Annotated in this window: 16 protein-coding genes; 12 read left to right on the top strand and 4 right to left on the bottom strand. The window is 37.4% G+C overall.

Annotated elements, in window-relative coordinates; translation table 11 throughout:
• Nucleotides 1-96 precede the first annotated feature (96 nt).
• A complete protein-coding gene (locus tag GQR44_RS07680) occupies nt 97-729 on the bottom strand; it encodes an antibiotic biosynthesis monooxygenase (protein WP_166370925.1) in 633 nt (210 codons plus the stop codon).
• A 241-nt stretch (nt 730-970) separates the two neighbouring features.
• On the opposite strand from GQR44_RS07680, the gene GQR44_RS07675 reads away from it, so the two are divergent.
• The 5 genes from GQR44_RS07675 (at nt 971) to GQR44_RS07655 (ending at nt 5,967) form a co-directional block, all read left to right on the top strand.
• A complete protein-coding gene (locus GQR44_RS07675) occupies nt 971-1,465 on the top strand; it encodes a hypothetical protein (protein ID WP_166370923.1) in 495 nt (164 codons plus the stop codon).
• A 262-nt stretch (nt 1,466-1,727) separates the two neighbouring features.
• Nucleotides 1,728-2,726 (top strand): thiamine ABC transporter substrate binding subunit, encoded by a 999-nt coding sequence (thiB, locus tag GQR44_RS07670; RefSeq protein ID WP_346774331.1) that lies wholly within the window; start codon nt 1,728-1,730, stop codon nt 2,724-2,726.
• 7 nt (nt 2,727-2,733) lie between these two features.
• A complete protein-coding gene (gene thiP, locus GQR44_RS07665) occupies nt 2,734-4,365 on the top strand; it encodes a thiamine/thiamine pyrophosphate ABC transporter permease ThiP (RefSeq protein WP_166370919.1) in 1,632 nt (543 codons plus the stop codon).
• Nucleotides 4,358-5,068, top strand: a complete 711-nt coding sequence (gene thiQ, locus GQR44_RS07660; RefSeq protein WP_166370917.1) for a thiamine ABC transporter ATP-binding protein — start codon at nt 4,358-4,360, stop codon at nt 5,066-5,068. Before thiP ends, thiQ begins: the two co-directional genes overlap by 8 nt.
• 296 nt (nt 5,069-5,364) lie before the next feature.
• On the top strand, nt 5,365-5,967 hold the full coding sequence (locus tag GQR44_RS07655; RefSeq protein ID WP_166370915.1) for a PEP-CTERM sorting domain-containing protein: 603 nt from the start codon (nt 5,365-5,367) through the stop codon (nt 5,965-5,967).
• Nucleotides 5,968-6,098: 131 nt separating this feature from the next.
• Here GQR44_RS07655 and cra read toward each other — a convergent pair whose 3' ends face one another.
• A complete protein-coding gene (gene cra / locus GQR44_RS07650; protein ID WP_166370913.1) occupies nt 6,099-7,079 on the bottom strand; it encodes a catabolite repressor/activator in 981 nt (326 codons plus the stop codon).
• Nucleotides 7,080-7,338: 259 nt separating this feature from the next.
• On the opposite strand from cra, the gene fruB reads away from it, so the two are divergent.
• From fruB to fruA, 3 genes are read left to right on the top strand one after another with little or no spacing between them, the layout of a single operon-like run.
• Nucleotides 7,339-8,469 carry a fused PTS fructose transporter subunit IIA/HPr protein gene (gene fruB, locus GQR44_RS07645; RefSeq protein WP_166370911.1) on the top strand — a complete coding sequence of 377 codons (1,131 nt, stop codon included), beginning with the start codon at nt 7,339-7,341 and terminating at the stop codon, nt 8,467-8,469.
• Between the two features lie 3 nt (nt 8,470-8,472).
• Nucleotides 8,473-9,507 (top strand): 1-phosphofructokinase, encoded by a 1,035-nt coding sequence (locus tag GQR44_RS07640; protein WP_166370909.1) that lies wholly within the window; start codon nt 8,473-8,475, stop codon nt 9,505-9,507.
• A 30-nt stretch (nt 9,508-9,537) separates the two neighbouring features.
• A complete protein-coding gene (fruA, locus tag GQR44_RS07635) occupies nt 9,538-11,307 on the top strand; it encodes a PTS fructose transporter subunit IIBC (protein WP_166370907.1) in 1,770 nt (589 codons plus the stop codon).
• A gap of 115 nt (nt 11,308-11,422) precedes the next feature.
• Here fruA and proB read toward each other — a convergent pair whose 3' ends face one another.
• Nucleotides 11,423-12,526, bottom strand: a complete 1,104-nt coding sequence (gene proB, locus GQR44_RS07630; protein WP_166370905.1) for a glutamate 5-kinase — start codon at nt 12,524-12,526, stop codon at nt 11,423-11,425.
• 666 nt (nt 12,527-13,192) lie between these two features.
• On the opposite strand from proB, the gene ahpC reads away from it, so the two are divergent.
• The 4 genes from ahpC to GQR44_RS07610 all read left to right on the top strand — a co-directional run bounded on the left by ahpC (nt 13,193) and on the right by GQR44_RS07610 (nt 17,075).
• On the top strand, nt 13,193-13,750 hold the full coding sequence (gene ahpC, locus GQR44_RS07625) for an alkyl hydroperoxide reductase subunit C (RefSeq protein ID WP_028867546.1): 558 nt from the start codon (nt 13,193-13,195) through the stop codon (nt 13,748-13,750).
• A gap of 206 nt (nt 13,751-13,956) precedes the next feature.
• Nucleotides 13,957-15,549 (top strand): alkyl hydroperoxide reductase subunit F, encoded by a 1,593-nt coding sequence (gene ahpF / locus GQR44_RS07620; RefSeq protein ID WP_166370903.1) that lies wholly within the window; start codon nt 13,957-13,959, stop codon nt 15,547-15,549.
• A gap of 410 nt (nt 15,550-15,959) precedes the next feature.
• Entirely contained in the window at nt 15,960-16,781 is an 822-nt protein-coding gene (locus GQR44_RS07615) for a hypothetical protein (RefSeq protein WP_166370901.1), read from the top strand.
• 135 nt (nt 16,782-16,916) lie between these two features.
• A complete protein-coding gene (locus GQR44_RS07610) occupies nt 16,917-17,075 on the top strand; it encodes a YqaE/Pmp3 family membrane protein (protein ID WP_166370899.1) in 159 nt (52 codons plus the stop codon).
• A gap of 135 nt (nt 17,076-17,210) precedes the next feature.
• Here the strand turns inward: GQR44_RS07610 and GQR44_RS07605 are convergent, their stop codons facing one another.
• Nucleotides 17,211-17,909, bottom strand: a complete 699-nt coding sequence (locus GQR44_RS07605; RefSeq protein ID WP_166370897.1) for a hypothetical protein — start codon at nt 17,907-17,909, stop codon at nt 17,211-17,213.
• Nucleotides 17,910-18,065 lie beyond the last annotated feature (156 nt).

The raw sequence follows: 18,065 nt of genomic DNA, 5'->3' as shown, positions 1-18,065 counted from the left end.
ATAAAGATTAGATAAAGTTAAGAGCAAATAAAAAGACAGATAAAATTTACCTATTTTATCTGTCAAGGTTGGGGGTCGGTTAAAGCCTTAATAAAATTAAAGTTCAGTAACAAAATTCATGTATTGCTCAAGGTCACCAACAACGGCTTGGTGCATTAACTTGCCGGTTTCTACTGCGTAAGGCTGATTGAAGTGGATATCCCACACATCAGATTCTTTACGCCAATGTTCATAGACCGCTAGCGTATCGTCTTGACCCTCAATGGTGTACAAATCAAAAAGGATATTACCTTCTTCTTGGCTGCGAGTTTGCGTTATATGATGCTCAAATTGTGTGAGTAATTGCTCTCTATACTGCGGTTTTATTTTGAAAATAAAGAAAATAATAAAAAGTTCATCCTGTGCATTGGCACTTTTAGGATTTTTCTCATAAAGCGGTGCAGGCGTTGTTTCGTTTAAAGGCATTACTTCTGGTGCGCTATTACACATCACAGCTAGTGCTTCAAGTAGTCGTTTGGTATAAGCCTGCGCAGAATGGTGATCAACTGCTGCTTGGTTTTCAAAACGTTCATAGGCAAAAAAGAGATTAGGAGATTTTTTATCTTGATATAAACGCATTTCAAGTAAACCAGCTTCATTTTTTGAACCTTGTTTATCATCATCAAGTAATATTTTAAATTGTTCAATGTATTCAGTTTTAATATCAAACTTAACTATTTGTATCATCATTGTGCATTCCTATTCGCTGTAATATGTTGTGAATTATGCGCACTAGTGATAATTAGAGAAAGAGAGTAAACATCCAATTAATATGGAACATATTATCCATAATCTTGATGCTTTTGTGGCAAGGGTATTAAAATTGCAATAACCTAAATGATAATTAATATCAATGTTGTTGTTTTATTGTCTTTTTTAGATGATAATTAATATCATTTGTAAGTTTGTGAATGCTCAAGGAAGACAAGTTATGTTTAACTGGAAAAATTTAACGAACAAAGTTGTTGGTACTTTTTTAAAATATGCGTGTGTTAAATCATTCGTAATAGCTCAGGCTGATACTGCTGCAAGCCATCACGAAATTGGGTCGATGGCATTAGAAAAGCAAGTGTCATCAACGCAAAAAAATCCTAGTAGTGTTGGTCAACATACTGATATAGATTTCATTTCGTCAAATCAACACGCATTAATACAATTAAACTTATGTGGTGATATTAGCTCCGATATTGAAGCTGCTAATGAAGTTATTACGGCAGCTACCGATGAATTTTTAGATAAGGCGAATGCATATAATGCTTCTGGAGATCTGGTTTTGGCTAATATTCAATATAAAAAAGCCATTACCTTGTTACAAACGGTACTTGGTAGTCACGATGTCAGTGATAAATATTACGCACTGCTAATGCGTACTATTGGCCGTATTCGCTGTGAATGGGAGCTATTTAACCATAATACTCAAACATAGATTGAAACATAATTATTGGTAGTGTCAGGGTTTACAAACTCTATTCAAACTTTATTCAAACCCTATTCAATCTCTAACTAAACAGAAGAGGGGATGACGATGATTATTTTTTATTGCTACTCGATTATTGTAGTGAATAGGAGTCTATTTTAGACATTAGTATTGAATAATGGTCGATACTGTAAATAGTTGATCATAGTTATTGAGCAATTGTTATAATCCATCAATACTTTAATATTAATCATTAGTAATGGATGACATAGTGAATAAGACTCTCAGTAATTTAATAACCTTAGCAACATTAATAGCAACGCCTGTTTTCGCTGCATCGCAGGAAAAATTAACCGTCTATACATACAGTTCGTTTGCTTCAGACTGGGGACCAGGACCAAAAATAGAAGCTGAATTTGAAAAGTCTTGTGCATGTGACCTTGAATTTATTGCCTTAGATGATGGTGTGTCGGTATTAAATCGCTTACGTTTAGAAGGTAATAATAGCGAAGCTGATATTCTATTAGGACTTGATAATAACTTAATGGCAAGCGCTAAAAAAACAGGGCTATTGAGTGAACATAATATTGATTTAAGTGCGATTAAGATGTCCATTGATTGGCAAGATAAAACCTTTGTGCCTTTTGATTATGGTTATTTTGCATTTGTTTATAACAGTGAAAAGTTAACTAACCCGCCTAAGAGTTTAAAAGAATTAGTTGAACAACGTGATGACTTAAAAATCATCTATCAAGATCCTCGCACTTCCACACCTGGGCTAGGCCTAATGCTTTGGATGAAGTCTGTTTATGGTGACGAAGTCAATCAAGCTTGGAAACAACTTGCTAAAAAAACGGTCACCGTAACTAAAGGTTGGTCTGAATCCTATAACATGTTTTTAGAAGGCGAAGCCGATATGGTGCTGTCTTATACGACCTCTCCTGCTTATCATATGATTGCTGAAGGCAAAAATCAGTACCAAGCTGCGAGCTTCACCGAAGGTCATTACACACAAACTGAAGTGGCGGCTGTGGTTAAGAGTAGCAAACATAAAAAATTAGCGAATGAATTCATGAGTTTTATCCTGAGTGATGCTTTTCAATCTAAAATCGCAACTGGTAATTGGATGTATCCGGTTACCGATGTAGCATTGCCAGAAGAGTTTAATCAACTCGTCTCACCGGCTAAGGCATTGTCATACTCAAGTGATGAAGTAGCAGCAAAACGCAAAGCATGGACAAAAGAGTGGTTGATCTCATTAACAGATTAATCGCTTAATGCCACTTCCTAATCCATTAACGGTATTTGTCAGATTAATTAAGCCTGTTCAAATCCCCGGGCTTTTACTGTCCATTGGCATCTTTTTGTTTGTGCTAATGGCAGTAAATGCGTTGTTCGCTCATTCTCCTGTGTTAGAAGTAACGGCTATTTGGTCTGATCCTTATTATCGGCACATCACCAAATTTAGTTTTTATCAAGCTGCACTATCCACTTTATTAAGTGTTTTATTTGCGATCCCCATTAGCCATGCTTTATTTAGGCGGGAGTTTAGAGGCAAAGCTTTATTACTAAAATTATTTGCAACAACCTTAGTCTTACCCGTGCTGGTGGCCGTCTTTGGGTTGTTAGCAATTTATGGTAATAGTGGCGTGTTAGCTGGTGTTTTTGAATATTTTAATAGCGTATTACCTTTCTCAATCTTTGGATTAAATGGTATTTTATTAGCCCATGTTTTTTTTAATCTACCCTTTGCTTGTCGTCTATTTCTACAGGCATTAAATGCTATTCCAGATAAACAGCACCAATTAGCAACGCATTTAGGAATGAAGCATTGGAATAAATTTCGATTTGTTGAATGGCCACAGATTGTTGCTCAATTACCACATGCTGCAGGGCTTATCTTTATGCTTTGTTTTACCAGCTTTGCAACGGTAATGGCATTGGGTGGCGGGCCTAAATCAACCACTATAGAGCTGGCTATCTACCAAGCAATTAAATTTGATTTTGATTTGCAGACGGGCGCTTTACTTGCGTTATGGCAGATTTGTATATGTGCTGTTTTAGCTATTTTTATTCAAAAACTATCACGATCATCATCTTTAACAGCCAATTATCAAGGGCCTAAAAACACCTTTTATCAAGATTCATGGATTGCTAAATGTTGGGACTTTAGTTGGATTATTGTTATTTCCCTACTGGTAATCCCACCGTTGTTAATGGTGGTTATTGCTGGTTTAAATGCTCAGTTTTTTGTCGTCCTAACTGATATTAAATTTTGGTTAGCTTTTAAGAATTCATTGCTTATTGCTTTTTTTGCTGCTCTTATTGCTGTGAGCTGTGCTTTTTTTATTTTGTTAGCGAGTCGGCAGTGGCGATTGATTGGATTCAATGGCCATGCTGATAAAATTGAAATGTTAGCCACCATCATATTAGTCACCCCTGGTTTAGTGATCAGCACAGGGTTATTTTTACTATTAAGAGAAATTGGGCATTTTTCCTCCCTCGCCCTATATATAGTGATTGCGGTTAATGCATTAATGGCTTTGCCTTTTGTATTAAAGAGTTTGTCATTACCCATGTTACATAATGCTCAAAAATATGAATTATTATGTGCCAGCTTAGGTGTATTTTGGTGGCATCGTTTTTATTGGGTTGAATGGAAAGCGTTACGACGACCTATTCTACAAGCCTTGTGTTTGAGCTTTGTGCTGTCCGTGGGGGACTTAAGTGCCATTGCATTATTTGGTAGCCATACTTTTAGTACTTTACCTTTATATCTTTTCCAATTACTAGGCAGCTATCAAATGCAATCTGCAGCTGTCGTCGCGTTGGTGCTATTGGTGTTAAGTGTGGGTGTTTTTATGGTGGTAGAATATCTGTTTAAAGAAAGAAGAACTCAATATGATTAAGTTTACAGACGTTAATTATCATTATAAACAGCAAAGCTTTCATTTTGATTTAGAGGTTGAAGCCGGTAGTGTCGTTGCTATTCTAGGGCCAAGTGGAGCCGGTAAAAGTACGCTTTTAAATTTATTGGCAGGTTTTATTGCGCCTGTGAAAGGAGAGATCAAAATAAAGGATCTCTCAATCCTAAAACAAGCACCTCATCAACGACCACTTTCGATATTATTTCAAGATAACAATCTCTTTACCCATCTTTCTGCCTATGAAAATATTGCTTTAGGTTTACATCCTGGTTTAAAACTTAATCCCCAGCAAAAGTTACGTCTACACGCTGTCAGCGAGCAAGTTGGTGTACAAAACCTATTAGATCGTTTGCCTGCTCAACTTTCTGGAGGGCAGCAACAGCGTATCGCGTTAGCACGTTGCTTTGTACAGGATAAACCTATCCTACTGCTCGATGAGCCTTTTTCAGCCTTAGATCCTGTGTTACGGGTTGCAATGTTGAAGTCAGTTAAGTCATTAGCTAAATTACAAAATGTTACCGTATTGATGGTGACTCATCATATTCATGATGCATTAGACGTTGCTTCTGACTTTGTCTTTATCGATCAAGGCACTGCCTTAGCCGTTGAAAAAATAGCTTGCCTCAATACTACTCATAACAATAAACAACTAGTGGATTTTTTGAGCGCCGAAATGAATAGATGATAGCGTCTTTATCTGTGTGCTGTGCAATCAACTTAGGCCACATCCTCTTGCCAAAACAATAGCTTATGATTCTGCTTTAATCATTTTAGTTCCACCAGTTGTATTATTTACAATGATTTATTCCATGGAAGTGTCAGCTTTTTTTACAACTTAATTATAGGTAACTAATTGTGGGTAATTATATGATTGATATTTAAGCGGTTTTTAAAGTTGGATCGTTACTTGCTCCTTTGTAGGTATATTTTTGTTTAACTATTCCCTATAAAACGTAAACAAGGGAAGTAAAGGAGTATTTTATGAAATTGAAATCAATGAAAACGATAGTGGCAGGCGTGATTTTCTCAATTGCGAGCTTATTTAATATAGCCAATGCAACTGTGATAACTGCTAATCTAACAGTTGATAACGAGTATTCTGTTTATTTAAGCACCGATGACAGTACACAAGGCACTTTAATCATGTCAGATAATAATTGGTATTCTACAGAATCTTTTAGCGCTAATTTAACAGCAGGTACTGATTATTTCCTACACGTTGCAGGTGTTGATGTCGGATGGGTAGCTGGATTTTTAGGGGATTTTAGTCTTGATACTAGTGATCATGTGTTTAGTAATGGTCTGTCACAGTTATTAACTAATACAATTGATTGGAATGTTAGTACAACGGGTTGGACTAACTATGTAACTTCAAGTGATTACGGAGTTAATGGTGTTTATCCATGGGGTAATCGTACAACTATTGACGCTGGTGCAGAGTGGATTTGGTCAGCAGATAACGACTCAGATAATACTGTGTATTTTTCAACTGCAATAACAGCTGTGCCAGCGCCATCAACAATGATTATTTTTGGTCTAGCGCTTGTTGGTTTAGCATCGCGTCGATTCAAGAAACAAGCTTAATTTAATACACTTAATTCATAAATTAAGATTTGCTTAAAAAGCACCACTCGAAAGTTTGGTGCTTTATTGTTTTTAAGATTCAAAGATTCAAAGATTCAAAGATTCAAAGATTCCCTTGTGTCAGACCGGTTTTATGCTCGAATGATAATTTGTCTTGGTATTAACTCTAACCCTGCTTGATAACGTTTAGCGGAAGCATTTAAACCCAGTGCTAAGGCGCTATCTGCGATTAATTCAAATTGTTGTGCTAATGAATTAATTTTAATAGGTAAAAAATCTAATAAACGATTATCACCAAAAGTGCCCAATTTGAGGGTTTTCATTAATTCGGGCTGTGCAATTAAAACATCTAAAATACCTTCTAACATAGTATAGGAAGTGACAATAATCGCGTCGGGTACCTTATCCTCTTTTATCCATTGTAGAAAAACTGCTTTACCGGATTCGCTATTAAAGTGCTCTCCATAAGTGGCAGTGCAAGTCACGCCTTGTCTTTTCGCTTGTGCTTCAAAACCGGCATGACGTTGACGCGAAATATTTAATTTAGGTAAGGCTCCAATCAGGCCAATAGACTTTACCTTCTCAGTGATCACGGAGCCGGTTAATTCATAAGCCCCATCAAAATCTTCACTGATCACACAACCAAAATGTTCATCATCTAAGGCGCGGTCGAGTGCAATAATTGGCGTACCTTGCTGTTGTATTTTTAAATAATACTCACTGCCATCAGCTAATGAGCTAGCAACAAAAAGCGCATCGATACGGCGGCTAAGTAAGGCTTTAACTAAGTTTTTCTCTGTTTCTGGGTCATCGTCAGAGCAACCAATGAGTATTTGGTATCCTGCTTTACGAGAATTAGATTCAAGCAATTTAGCTAATTTTGTGTAGCTACTGTTTTCAAGATCTGGAATGATCAAACCAAAGGATCGACTACTACCTGCTCGTAGTGCTGATGCCGCATGATCAGGGCTATAATTATGTTCATTCACCACCGCCATCACTTTGAGTTGTGTTTTTTCACTGATCCTATGCTTCTTCGCTTTACCGTTAATGACATAGCTTGCAGTGGTTTTTGATACGCCTGCTAATTTGGCAATTTTCTCTAATGTCATGCTTAAGATCCTTTTATGTCGATAAGATCAAATTATTGGTAATCTATTTTATTCGCTGGTTGCATTATAAGCTGAATCGATTCACTATAATAGCTGAAACGATTCAGTAAGCCTTGAAGTTGTAATAATTGAGACCAAGATAACGTATCAATTAACATTGTATAAGCTTATTGGACTTTTTTTTGAATGTTTTGCTGAATCGATTCAGTAAGGCTCGAATAGTTGCTAACTCATAAAATATAGCGAGAGGTTAAGACCGATGCTGACACTAACTAATAACGATATAACCTTACAACAAAGTGCAAGTGATAAAATCACGGCCATTAAAGCGATTGCTAAACAACTTGCAGATAAAGGCTTAGTTGCCGAGCAATATGTTAAAGGGATGCTTAACCGAGAAAAACAAAACTCAACGTTTTTAGGTAATGGCATTGCAATTCCTCATGGCACAACAGATACGCGAGATCTAGTTAATAAAACAGGTGTTGCAGTTCAACACTTTCCTGAGGGGGTTAATTGGGGGGATGGAAATATCGCTTATGTCGTCATTGGTATTGCCGCTAAATCTGACGAACACTTAGGTATTTTAAAGCAATTAACTAAAGTGTTATCGGCTGATGATGTTGAAGATAAATTAAAACAAGCGACAACAAAAGACGACATTATTAAGTTATTAAATGGTGACGTACAGTTTGAAGCTGACTTTAGCCCCGCATTAATACAACTAAACTTTCCTGCTTCTGACATGATTCAAATGAGTGCAGTCGCGGGTGGGTTATTAAAAAATAGCGGCAATGTTGAGAATCAATTTGTTGCTGAGTTAGTCACTAAAGATGCAACACATTTAGGTAATGGTTTATGGCTTGTGAGTGGGGAAAAAGGTGTTAAACGTTCAGGGATGTCTATTTTAACAACTAGTGAAACCTGTGAATTTAATGGTTTTCCTGTCAAAGCACTGATTGCTGTTGCAGCTTGTAATAGTTCTCATGGTCCATTTTTAAATATCATCAGCCAATTAGTTTTTGAGCAACAACAAGCAAAAGTATTCAGCTCATGCGTTGAACAGTTGTTGGCAATATTTACGACTTCTACCCCACAAAATATTGTTGATAGTGACAATGTGGGAACCTTTAAAATTAATAATGCACATGGATTACATGCCCGCCCGAGCGCGATGTTAGTGGCCGCAGTTAAAAAATATAAATCAGTGGTTAAAGTTGCCAACATTGATGGTGATAATAAATTTGTAGATGCAAAAAGCCTGATGAAAGTGATTGGTTTAGGGGGTAGACACGGAGATTCATTACAATTTATTGCAGAAGGCCCAGATGCAAAAGAAGCACTAGCGGGTATTGCTGAAGCGATTGCTTCTGGCCTGAGTGAGGGGTAAACCATGAGTCATCAAAATACTATTAGCAATAATAAAGTAGTTACTATCACCTTAAATCCAGCATTGGATTTGACGGGCGGTTTAGATACTTTAAATATTGGCTCGGTTAGCTTAGCTACTACCGGTTCCCTGCATGCTGCAGGTAAGGGCGTTAACGTTGCAAAAGTACTCTCTGATTTAGGCGCAGAGGTAACGGTAACAGGTTTTTTAGGGCGTGATAATGAAGCTTTATTTTGTACCTTATTCAGGGAAATGAATGCTCAGGATGAGTTTATCCGTGTTGATGGTTCAACGCGTATAAACGTTAAATTAGTCGAAAAAAATGGGCAAGTTAGTGATATCAATTTCCCAGGTGTAGAGGTTTCTGAGCAAGCGATTAATGAGTTTGAACGCAGTTTATTTAAATTAGCCGAAACGCATCAGTTTTTTGTATTAGCAGGTAGCTTACCTAAAGGTATTTCACCTGAACTTTGCGCAAGCTGGATAGAAAAACTACATCAAATGGGTAAAAAAGTGATCTTTGATAGCAGCCGCGCTGCCTTAGCTGCTGGATTAGATGCGCACCCTTGGTTAATTAAACCCAATGACGAAGAATTGTCTGAATTTGTTGGACGTGAACTTAATACTGCTGAAGCCTGTCAGCAAGCCGCTCAAGATTTAGTTAGTAAAGGTATTGATAATATCGTTGTTTCATTAGGTGCTAAAGGGGTGATGTGGTTAGGAAAAAATGATCAAAGTAGCTCTCATAGCAATACTTCAAGCGATGCTCAAAGCAATACCTCAAACAACAGCCTATGGCGTTATGCCCAGCCACCTAAAATGAATGTGGTGAGTACAGTGGGAGCGGGCGATACATTAGTTGCAGGCCTTTGTTGGGGGCATATGCAAAAGTGGCAAGCAGATCGGACATTATCCTTTGCCACCGCGTTATCTGCATTAGCGGTGACGCAAGTAGGCGTAGGCGTACCTAGCCTGGAAGCGGTAACAAATTTACAAAAAATGATCACTCACAATAACCCTATTTCATCAAACGTGTAAATACGTCGATAACTAATTTAAGGATTGAATATGAAAAATATAGCTATTGTAACTGCATGCCCAAGTGGTGTCGCAAACAGTATTATTGCTGCTGGCTTGTTAAAGCAAGCCAGTGCAAAATTAAATATTAAAGCATCGATAGAGTGCCAATCAACGGTATTACCGGTTGAAGTGTTATCAACTGAAGATATAGCTGCAGCTGATGTGGTAATTATCGCCAGCAATAGTGATATTGATACGACACGTTTTATAGGTAAAAGTGTATATCAAGGTGCAATTGCAGATTGCACTGAAAATCCACAAGCTTGGTTAGATAATGCGATTAATAACGCGCAAGAGCTAACGGCAGCTAATGCAAGTAAAGGGGCGGTAAGCCAACTTGATAGCAGTAATGTTAATAGTAATAGCTCAGACAGTAATGGCGTGAAAAAAATTGTTGCTATTACAGCTTGTCCTACTGGAGTTGCACACACCTTTATGGCTGCTGAAGCCTTAGAGAGTGAAGCGAAACGTCAAGGGCTTATTATTAAAGTAGAAACGCGTGGTTCGGTAGGTGCAAAAAATCAATTAACAGATCAGGATATTGCTGATGCGGATTTAGTGATTATTGCTGCTGATATTGAAGTGCCACTTGAGCGTTTTAATGGTAAACGACTGTACAAAACAAGTACAAGTTTAGCACTTAAAAAAACCGAGCAAGAAATCACTAAAGCATTTGCACAAGCTTCTGTTTTTCAAGCAACAAGTAATGCAAACTCTTCTCAAAATGAAGAGGAAAAGGGCGTATATAAACACCTTATGACAGGGGTTTCGCATATGTTACCTGTGGTCATTGCCGGTGGTTTATTGATTGCGCTTTCGTTTGTATTTGGTATCGAAGCATTTAAAGAAAAAGGCACGATGGCTGCAACCTTGATGGATATTGGTGGCGGTGCTGCTTTTGCATTAATGATCCCGGTATTGGCTGGTTTTATTGCTTTCTCGATTGCTGATCGTCCTGGCTTAGCGCCTGGTTTAATTGGTGGTATGTTGGCAAGCCAACTTGGTGCTGGTTTCTTAGGTGGTATCGCAGCGGGTTTCATCGCAGGTTACGCGGCTAAATTTATTGCGGATAAAGTGTCATTGCCACAATCAATGGAAGCCCTTAAACCTATTCTGATTATTCCTTTTGTAGCGAGTCTATTCACTGGTTTAGTGATGATTTATGTTGTCGGTGGCCCAGTTGCTAGCATTATGGCTGCACTTACTGAATTCCTAACTAATATGGGGTCAACTAATGCTGTTCTATTAGGTATAGTGTTGGGTTGTATGATGTGTTTCGATTTAGGTGGTCCTGTTAATAAAGCGGCATACACATTTGGTGTCGGTCTATTAGCTTCTCAATCATACGGCCCTATGGCTGCTATTATGGCTGCGGGTATGGTACCTGCACTTGGTATGGGCTTAGCAACTTTCCTTGCGAAGAAGAAATTTATTGATAGCGAACGTGAAGCCGGCAAAGCATCATTTGTTTTAGGCTTATGCTTTATTTCTGAAGGCGCAATCCCATTTGCAGCAAAAGATCCGATGCGTGTTATTCCAAGCTGTATGGCTGGTGGTGCATTAACGGGTGGTTTATCTATGTTGTTCGGCGCACAGTTACTCGCTCCGCACGGTGGTTTATTTGTTCTGTTGATTCCAAATGCAATCTCACCGGTATTATTATACTTAGTGGCAATCGCAGCGGGTACAGCAGTAACAGGTTTCACCTATGCTTTCTTGAAAAATAAAGAAGAAGTAAAACAAGCTATTGCAGTTTAAAAAAAATGAGTTTTTAAATAGCTCAATAAAAAAGGGAGCTTACGATATTCGTCGTAAGCTCCCTTTTTATTTACAGGGGCTTTTTATGATGAGTTTTAGCCCTAAACATATCGCTTTATTGGTCTAAGACTGCAATATTTTTATCCGATACTAACGGACCTGTTTGATGCTGATATTCATTTTCATCATCTTGATTGTCATGTTCTGAAATGAAGTTAAGTAAACAGCTGCTGTAGTTAGCTTCAGCTTTAGCCAAGTGTTTACCATCATCACTACGAATTAAAATAGTATCTCCGGCTGAGAATTCACCGACCACTTCAACTATTTCATTACTCGTTAGCTGGTCACTATTTTCATGTAGAGGGTATTCAAATCCATCTCCAATAACAACCTCACCCTGTGCTCTTGATGTATGAGTCATCCAATGTAAATCTTCTTCCATTGGTTTTGCATAAGGTGCAAAAACAGTACCGGGGTTATTCCCCAGTATTAACTGCTCAAAGGAGCTTTCTTTAAAGCCATTGATTATATAGGTAGTAAGACCATGTGAGGTTGCTTTTTCAGCTGCTTCTATTTTAGTTTGCATACCACCAGTACCAACGCTGCTATGTGCGCCTCCGGCCATATCGTAAATGCTTTGATCGATAGCACTCACGTTTTTAATCATCACTGCATCGTCATTAGTATGTGGGTTTTTATTATATAAACCGTCAATGTCAGAACAAATGATTAACGCATCTGCATCTGCCGCCGCTGCGACCATTGCTGATAAATTATCGTTATCACCCACTTTTAATGCATCTGTTGTTACTACGTCATTTTCATTAACAACGGGTAAAATTCCATGTTCGAGCAATGCGAAGATAGTTTCACGCACACTGTCATATCTTTCTCTGTCTTGGAAATCACCGTGTGTTAAAAGAATTTGAGCTGAAGGGAAATCAAAGAAACGATCCCATGCTGCCATCATTTCATTTTGACCTGCTGCGGCCATTGCTTTTTTGATTGGGAGAGATGGGTTTTCTATTTCACCGAAAAAGTGTGCGCCAGCTGCAACTGAACCTGAAGACACAAGAATAACTTCAATACCCATATCTCTGCACTGTAATATAAATTTGGCGATATGTAATAAGTAGCGTGAACTACAACCTTTTCTCTCTGGTGCAATTAATGCGCTACCGACTTTAAGTACAATTCGATTCCATTTATGATTTTTCATATTTTCTCTTTTAACTTTACTGCATTACTCTTTTTATAAATGTGCAACATCAATCGCAAGAGTAAGAAGCGATTTGTCGCATTGAAAATTTTTAGTTATTTTTAGTTTGGAAAAGTGTTGTATCTTGGAGGGGGAAGCGTGGTTGATATATTATAACTTCTCAATAGAGTCATTATTCTATGTCCTGCCTTACTAAGTTGATTTAAAGGTTACTCAGATGAAGTAATTCCATATGATTTGTGTAGTGTATCACAAAATTATGCTTATATTTTGTTTGATTTTTGTTTGAATTAAATACGTTTATTCCTAAAGATGCTGCTTTTACACTAATCATGGGCCTGTGAGGCTATTTTGATATTTAAAAAATCATTCTAAATTTTATTTTTTATTGATAAAACTCAAAACGTTTTTATCTCTAAAATCATCTATCTGTAATAACCTTTTTAAGTTCCCCGCTTTAATTAGCTATCTGTGTTTTAACTATCCCTCTTTCTAGCTAGCAGCTTTATCTAGCGTTCTATCGACTTTACTTTTGATTTGTTATAGCTATTGATTTAATTGAAATTAACAATTTTACCTATCAATTGGTTTGCTACATAATGCTTTCCATGGACTCGCAGAACGAGCCCAATTAATGTAATTAACTCACTTAATAGGAATAACAAAATGATCAACTCTAAACTTAAACCATTTAACGCGACTGCATTTAAACAAGGTGAATTCGTAGAGATTTCAGAGAAAGACGTACTAGGTAAATGGTCTATCTTTTTCTTCTACCCAGCTGACTTTACGTTTGTTTGTCCTACTGAGTTAGGCGATGTTGCTGACCATTATGAAGAATTACAAAAACGTGGTGTAGAAGTTTTCTCTGTATCAACTGATACGCACTTCACTCACAAAGCATGGCACGATAGTTCAGACACAATTGGTAAAATCAACTACTTCATGGTTGGTGACCAATCTGGCGCTATCACAAACAACTTCGGTATGATGCGTGAAGGTCAAGGCCTTGCAAACCGTGGTACGTTCTTGATGGATCCAGAAGGTGTTGTTCAAGCATTAGAAGTTACTGCTGAAGGTGTTGGCCGTGATGCTGAAGACCTAATGCGTAAAGTTAAAGCGGCACAATATGTTGCTGCACACCCAGGTGAAGTATGTCCTGCTAAATGGAAAGAAGGTGAAGCAACGTTAGCACCTTCACTAGACCTAGTAGGTAAAATCTAAGTCTAAAGAGCTAAACCTAAAAGCTAAGCAACCTATAAGTTGCTTAGTAATAAATAGACCTTAGTCCTATCGACTGAGGTCATTTAAAAATAGATTTTTATAAAGCCTTGTTGACCAGAGAGTCGATTTTTAAATTAACCAAAATTGCTCATTACGTTTTTAACTAAGCGTAAATAAATACAGCCAAAAAATATAAAGGTGACATTATGTTAGACCAAAATATGAAAACCCAGCTTAAAGCATACCTAGAAAACTTAAAAACAGACGTGCAATTAGTATTAAGCCTTGATGACAGTGAAACGGCAACAAAATTACACGCGTTAGCAACAGATATAGCTTCATTACACGATAAAATTACTGTGATTGAAGATGCCGCTGCAAGTGTACGTAAACCTATTATGCAAGTGGTTAACCCAACTAAAAATACCGCTATCGGTTTTGCTGGATTACCAATGGGTCATGAATTCACATCATTAGTATTGGCTTTGTTACATAGCGGTGGTCATCCTATGAAAATTGATGCAGAAGTGATTGAGCAAGTAAGAAACTTAGAAGGTGAGTTTAACTTTGAAGTGTTTATTTCTTTAAGCTGTCAAAACTGTCCTGATGTTGTACAAGCATTAAATATGATGGCTGCGATTAATCCAAAGATTAGCACAACCATGATTGACGGTGGTGCCTTCCAAGCGGAAGTCGCTGAACGTAATATTATGGCAGTACCCAGTGTATTTTTAAACGGTGAAGTCTTTACTCAAGGGCGTATCACATTAACTGAAATATTAAGTAAAGTAGATACTGGTGCGGCAAAAAAACAAGCGGCTGCCTTAAATGAAAAAGAACCTTATGAAGTCTTAGTTGTAGGCGGTGGACCTGCGGGTGCATCAGCTGCCATCTATGCAGCACGTAAAGGTATTCGTACTGGCGTTGTTGCTGAACGTTTTGGCGGACAAGTCATGGATACAATGGCGATTGAGAACTTTATCTCAGTAAAAGAGACGCAAGGCCCTAAATTGGCGGCTGCACTTGAAGAGCATGTAAAAGAATATGACGTAGATATTATGAATGAGCAACGTGCCGGTGCGGTTGTTGCTGCTGAAAAAACAGAAGATGGTTACATTCATGTTGAACTTGAAAGTGGTGCAATATTAAAAAGCCGAAGCGTCATTTTATCTACTGGTGCGCGTTGGAGAAAAATGAACGTACCCGGTGAAGAGCAATACAGCAATAAAGGTGTTGCCTACTGCCCACATTGTGACGGCCCATTATTTAAAGGCAAAAAAGTAGCGGTAATTGGTGGCGGTAACTCAGGTATTGAAGCGGCTATCGATTTGGCAGGGTTAGTTGAACATGTAACAGTATTAGAGTTCGCAGATACACTACGAGCAGATCAGGTACTTGTAAACAAAGCAAACAGTCTGGCTAACGTTACTATTATTAAAAGCGCGCAAACAACAGAAGTTATTGGAGATGGGACTCGTGTGACTGCTCTCAACTATATCGACCGTGTTAGTGGTGAAGAAAACCAAGTTGAGCTTGCTGGCATCTTTGTGCAAATCGGCTTAGTACCAAACAGTGATTTCTTAAAAGGCAGCGGTGTTGCTTTATCTCCTCGTGGTGAGATTGAAGTGAATGCAAAAGGGGAAACGTCATTACCGGGTGTATTTGCTGCAGGCGATGTAACAACCGTACCTTATAAGCAAATTATTATTGCGATGGGGGAGGGGTCAAAAGCGAGTTTAAGTGCCTTTGACCACTTAATTAGAACTCCTATTCCTGTAGGAATCGCTGCGGTAGCGTAATGATTGAATAGTAGGTTTAACCGTTCAAGTCGGGACTTAAAGAAGAGTAGGGCACATTTTGTTGTGCCCTATTTTTTTGTCTGTAAACAGTGTCGATTAACCATAACCATAACCATAACCATAACCAAAATTTTAACTAAAATATCGAACTACAAACTCTATCCTCCAAAGCAGTGACTCCTGCTGCTTATAGAAGCTTATTAGCCTACCCTTTGTATTAAATGATCTTTAGTGATATTTATTAAGTGTCTGATTTCTTTACAAATTACCCATCCACTTTTAGAACGTTTCTTTATTTAATTTCTAACCTATTGATAATTAATATATATTTTATTTTGGAATGTTTCTTGCTCATAAAATGTTCTCTAACTGATTGATATCAATAACTTTTAAATAAGGATATATAAAGAATGAAAATCATCAACACGAACAAATCATTTAAATTCGCTTTGGCTGGTGCGTTAACATTGCTTGTGTCGAGTGCCAATGCGTCTGTTATTGAAGGCGTGGGGGCATATACTTCTGTCGGAAACTCAGGATATTGCCCATCTTATTGTTCAGGTTCATTTTCTTCTGCATCAGATGGTGGTGAAGGCTCAACGCAGGCATATAGTGAATTAAACGAGTATGCTTATGGGCAAGCTTACTCAAGTTTTGTTTCAGAATCATATATGCCATTACTTCGTGTAGAAACAAATGCTGCTTTTAAGAAAAGTTCATCTGCTATGGCATGGTCAGTTCAAAACTTTACTAATACGGGATTAGAAACCAAAACAATTGACCTCGATGTTAATCTTCATGGTTCTGTGGGAAATAATGAAGAGGGGTATGCTTATAACTATCTCAGCGCATCAATTGCTATTATTAGTGGTACTTCATTACAATGGTATCCAAGTTTCGGGACATTAATTTATGAAATAGCTAGCCCTATTATGAATCCAACATCAATTTATATAAGTGATGGTTTGGATGTAAATATACCTGAAACTATTAGTTTTGATGTTGCAGCAGGAGAGAGCTTTTATATCGTTTCTGAGATGAGAGCCGCATCTCAAAATGGTTATGCAGATGCATGGAATACATTAAGCATGAGCTTTAAAGACGGCTCTGATCTTCAAGCTGCAATTCAAGTGGCAACTGCACCTGTCTCAGTACCTGAGCCAAAAACATTATTCTTGTTGGCGCTTTGTTTGTTGGCTATTTTGGTCAAAAAACGTGATTTATTAGCTTAATCAAGTTTATTAACTTCGTTTGATAGTTGAATAAATATAAACGGTACCAAGCTGTTTTTTGTCATAGAAAAATAACCTTGGTACTTTGATTTTTATGTTAAATTATATTCACTGTTTAATGTTAAGGAGAGTATTTTGAATCAATTACTAAATATTATCATCTGTATCTTATTACCACCTTTGGCTGTTTTTCTAAAATTTGGACTAGGAAAAGATTTTCTTATTAACCTTATTCTTAGTATTTTCTTTTTTGTACCCGGCATTATTCACGCGTTATGGCTTACAACCAGATAAGGTATTTTAAATAATAAAATAAGCGTTAAAAAGCATGGTGACGGATATCTTCATCTTAATCCTGCTCTCTTTAATACATAACAAAAAGGCCATAAACAGTCTTGTTTATGGCCTTTTATAGTCGTTGTTTGATACTTATAAATCAGTACAGATAATGTGCTCTGAATGTAACTGTTGTTGATCTGCTGTTTTAGTTGTCAATTGTTGGCCAGCTAAAAAGCTGTTTAAATATCCCATGGCAGCATAAAATATAACGGTATAACCTAGTACTTCCAATCCTTCCTCTACCACCCGCTTTATAATACGTTCATAGTCAGGGCCTAAAATCCCTTGCCATAAATCACCCATTCCAAAAATACGAGAGAAGACCAGCAATAAAGCCATGCCAATGCTTAAGGTGACAAAATGTCGACTTTGTATGAATCTAGCGAAGGCACTTAAGGTCTTTTCAGGGGCTTTTAATGCATGAATAATCGAAAATAAAGCAACCAATGTTGCAGGGTAAACCCAAAAACCATGTCGTATGTTATCCAGTAAACCATCAAGTTCGCGAATTAGCATACAAGCAAAGAAGCCTGTAATAAGCACACTGAAATGTCTGACTGAAGGATCTTTATATGCTGTATAGGCAAAAGATAAGGTAGTGCAGAATAATAATGTTTCCTGTAAAAGCTCTGTTACAGAATATTCAGAGATACCCTGATCTAAGTTTATCACACCGTGCTGCATATAAATAAGATCAAAGGCAAGGGCTAAAATAGGTAAGGTTACTAAAAGAGATAATAACAAAAATTGTTGAAACCCTTTTAAGATAATGCGTAAATCAGATGACATAATCACTCCGCTAAAATAAAGTATGGTGTTTTGTCCTTAATGCGAGATTCCGTTCTACTTTATTAATGGGACGGCATATTATATCTCCATAAATAAAAAATCACATTATTTACATAGGTAAAAAGTAAAGATAAATAATTAATATTTGTGATTTTA

Origin of the sequence: Psychromonas sp. SA13A (assembly GCF_011378715.1) — a bacterium.
In the GTDB taxonomy this organism is placed as follows: Bacteria; Pseudomonadota; Gammaproteobacteria; order Enterobacterales; family Psychromonadaceae; genus Psychromonas.
Note: the sequence above shows the minus strand (reverse complement) of the source record. Positions and strands in the feature narration are given on the sequence as shown.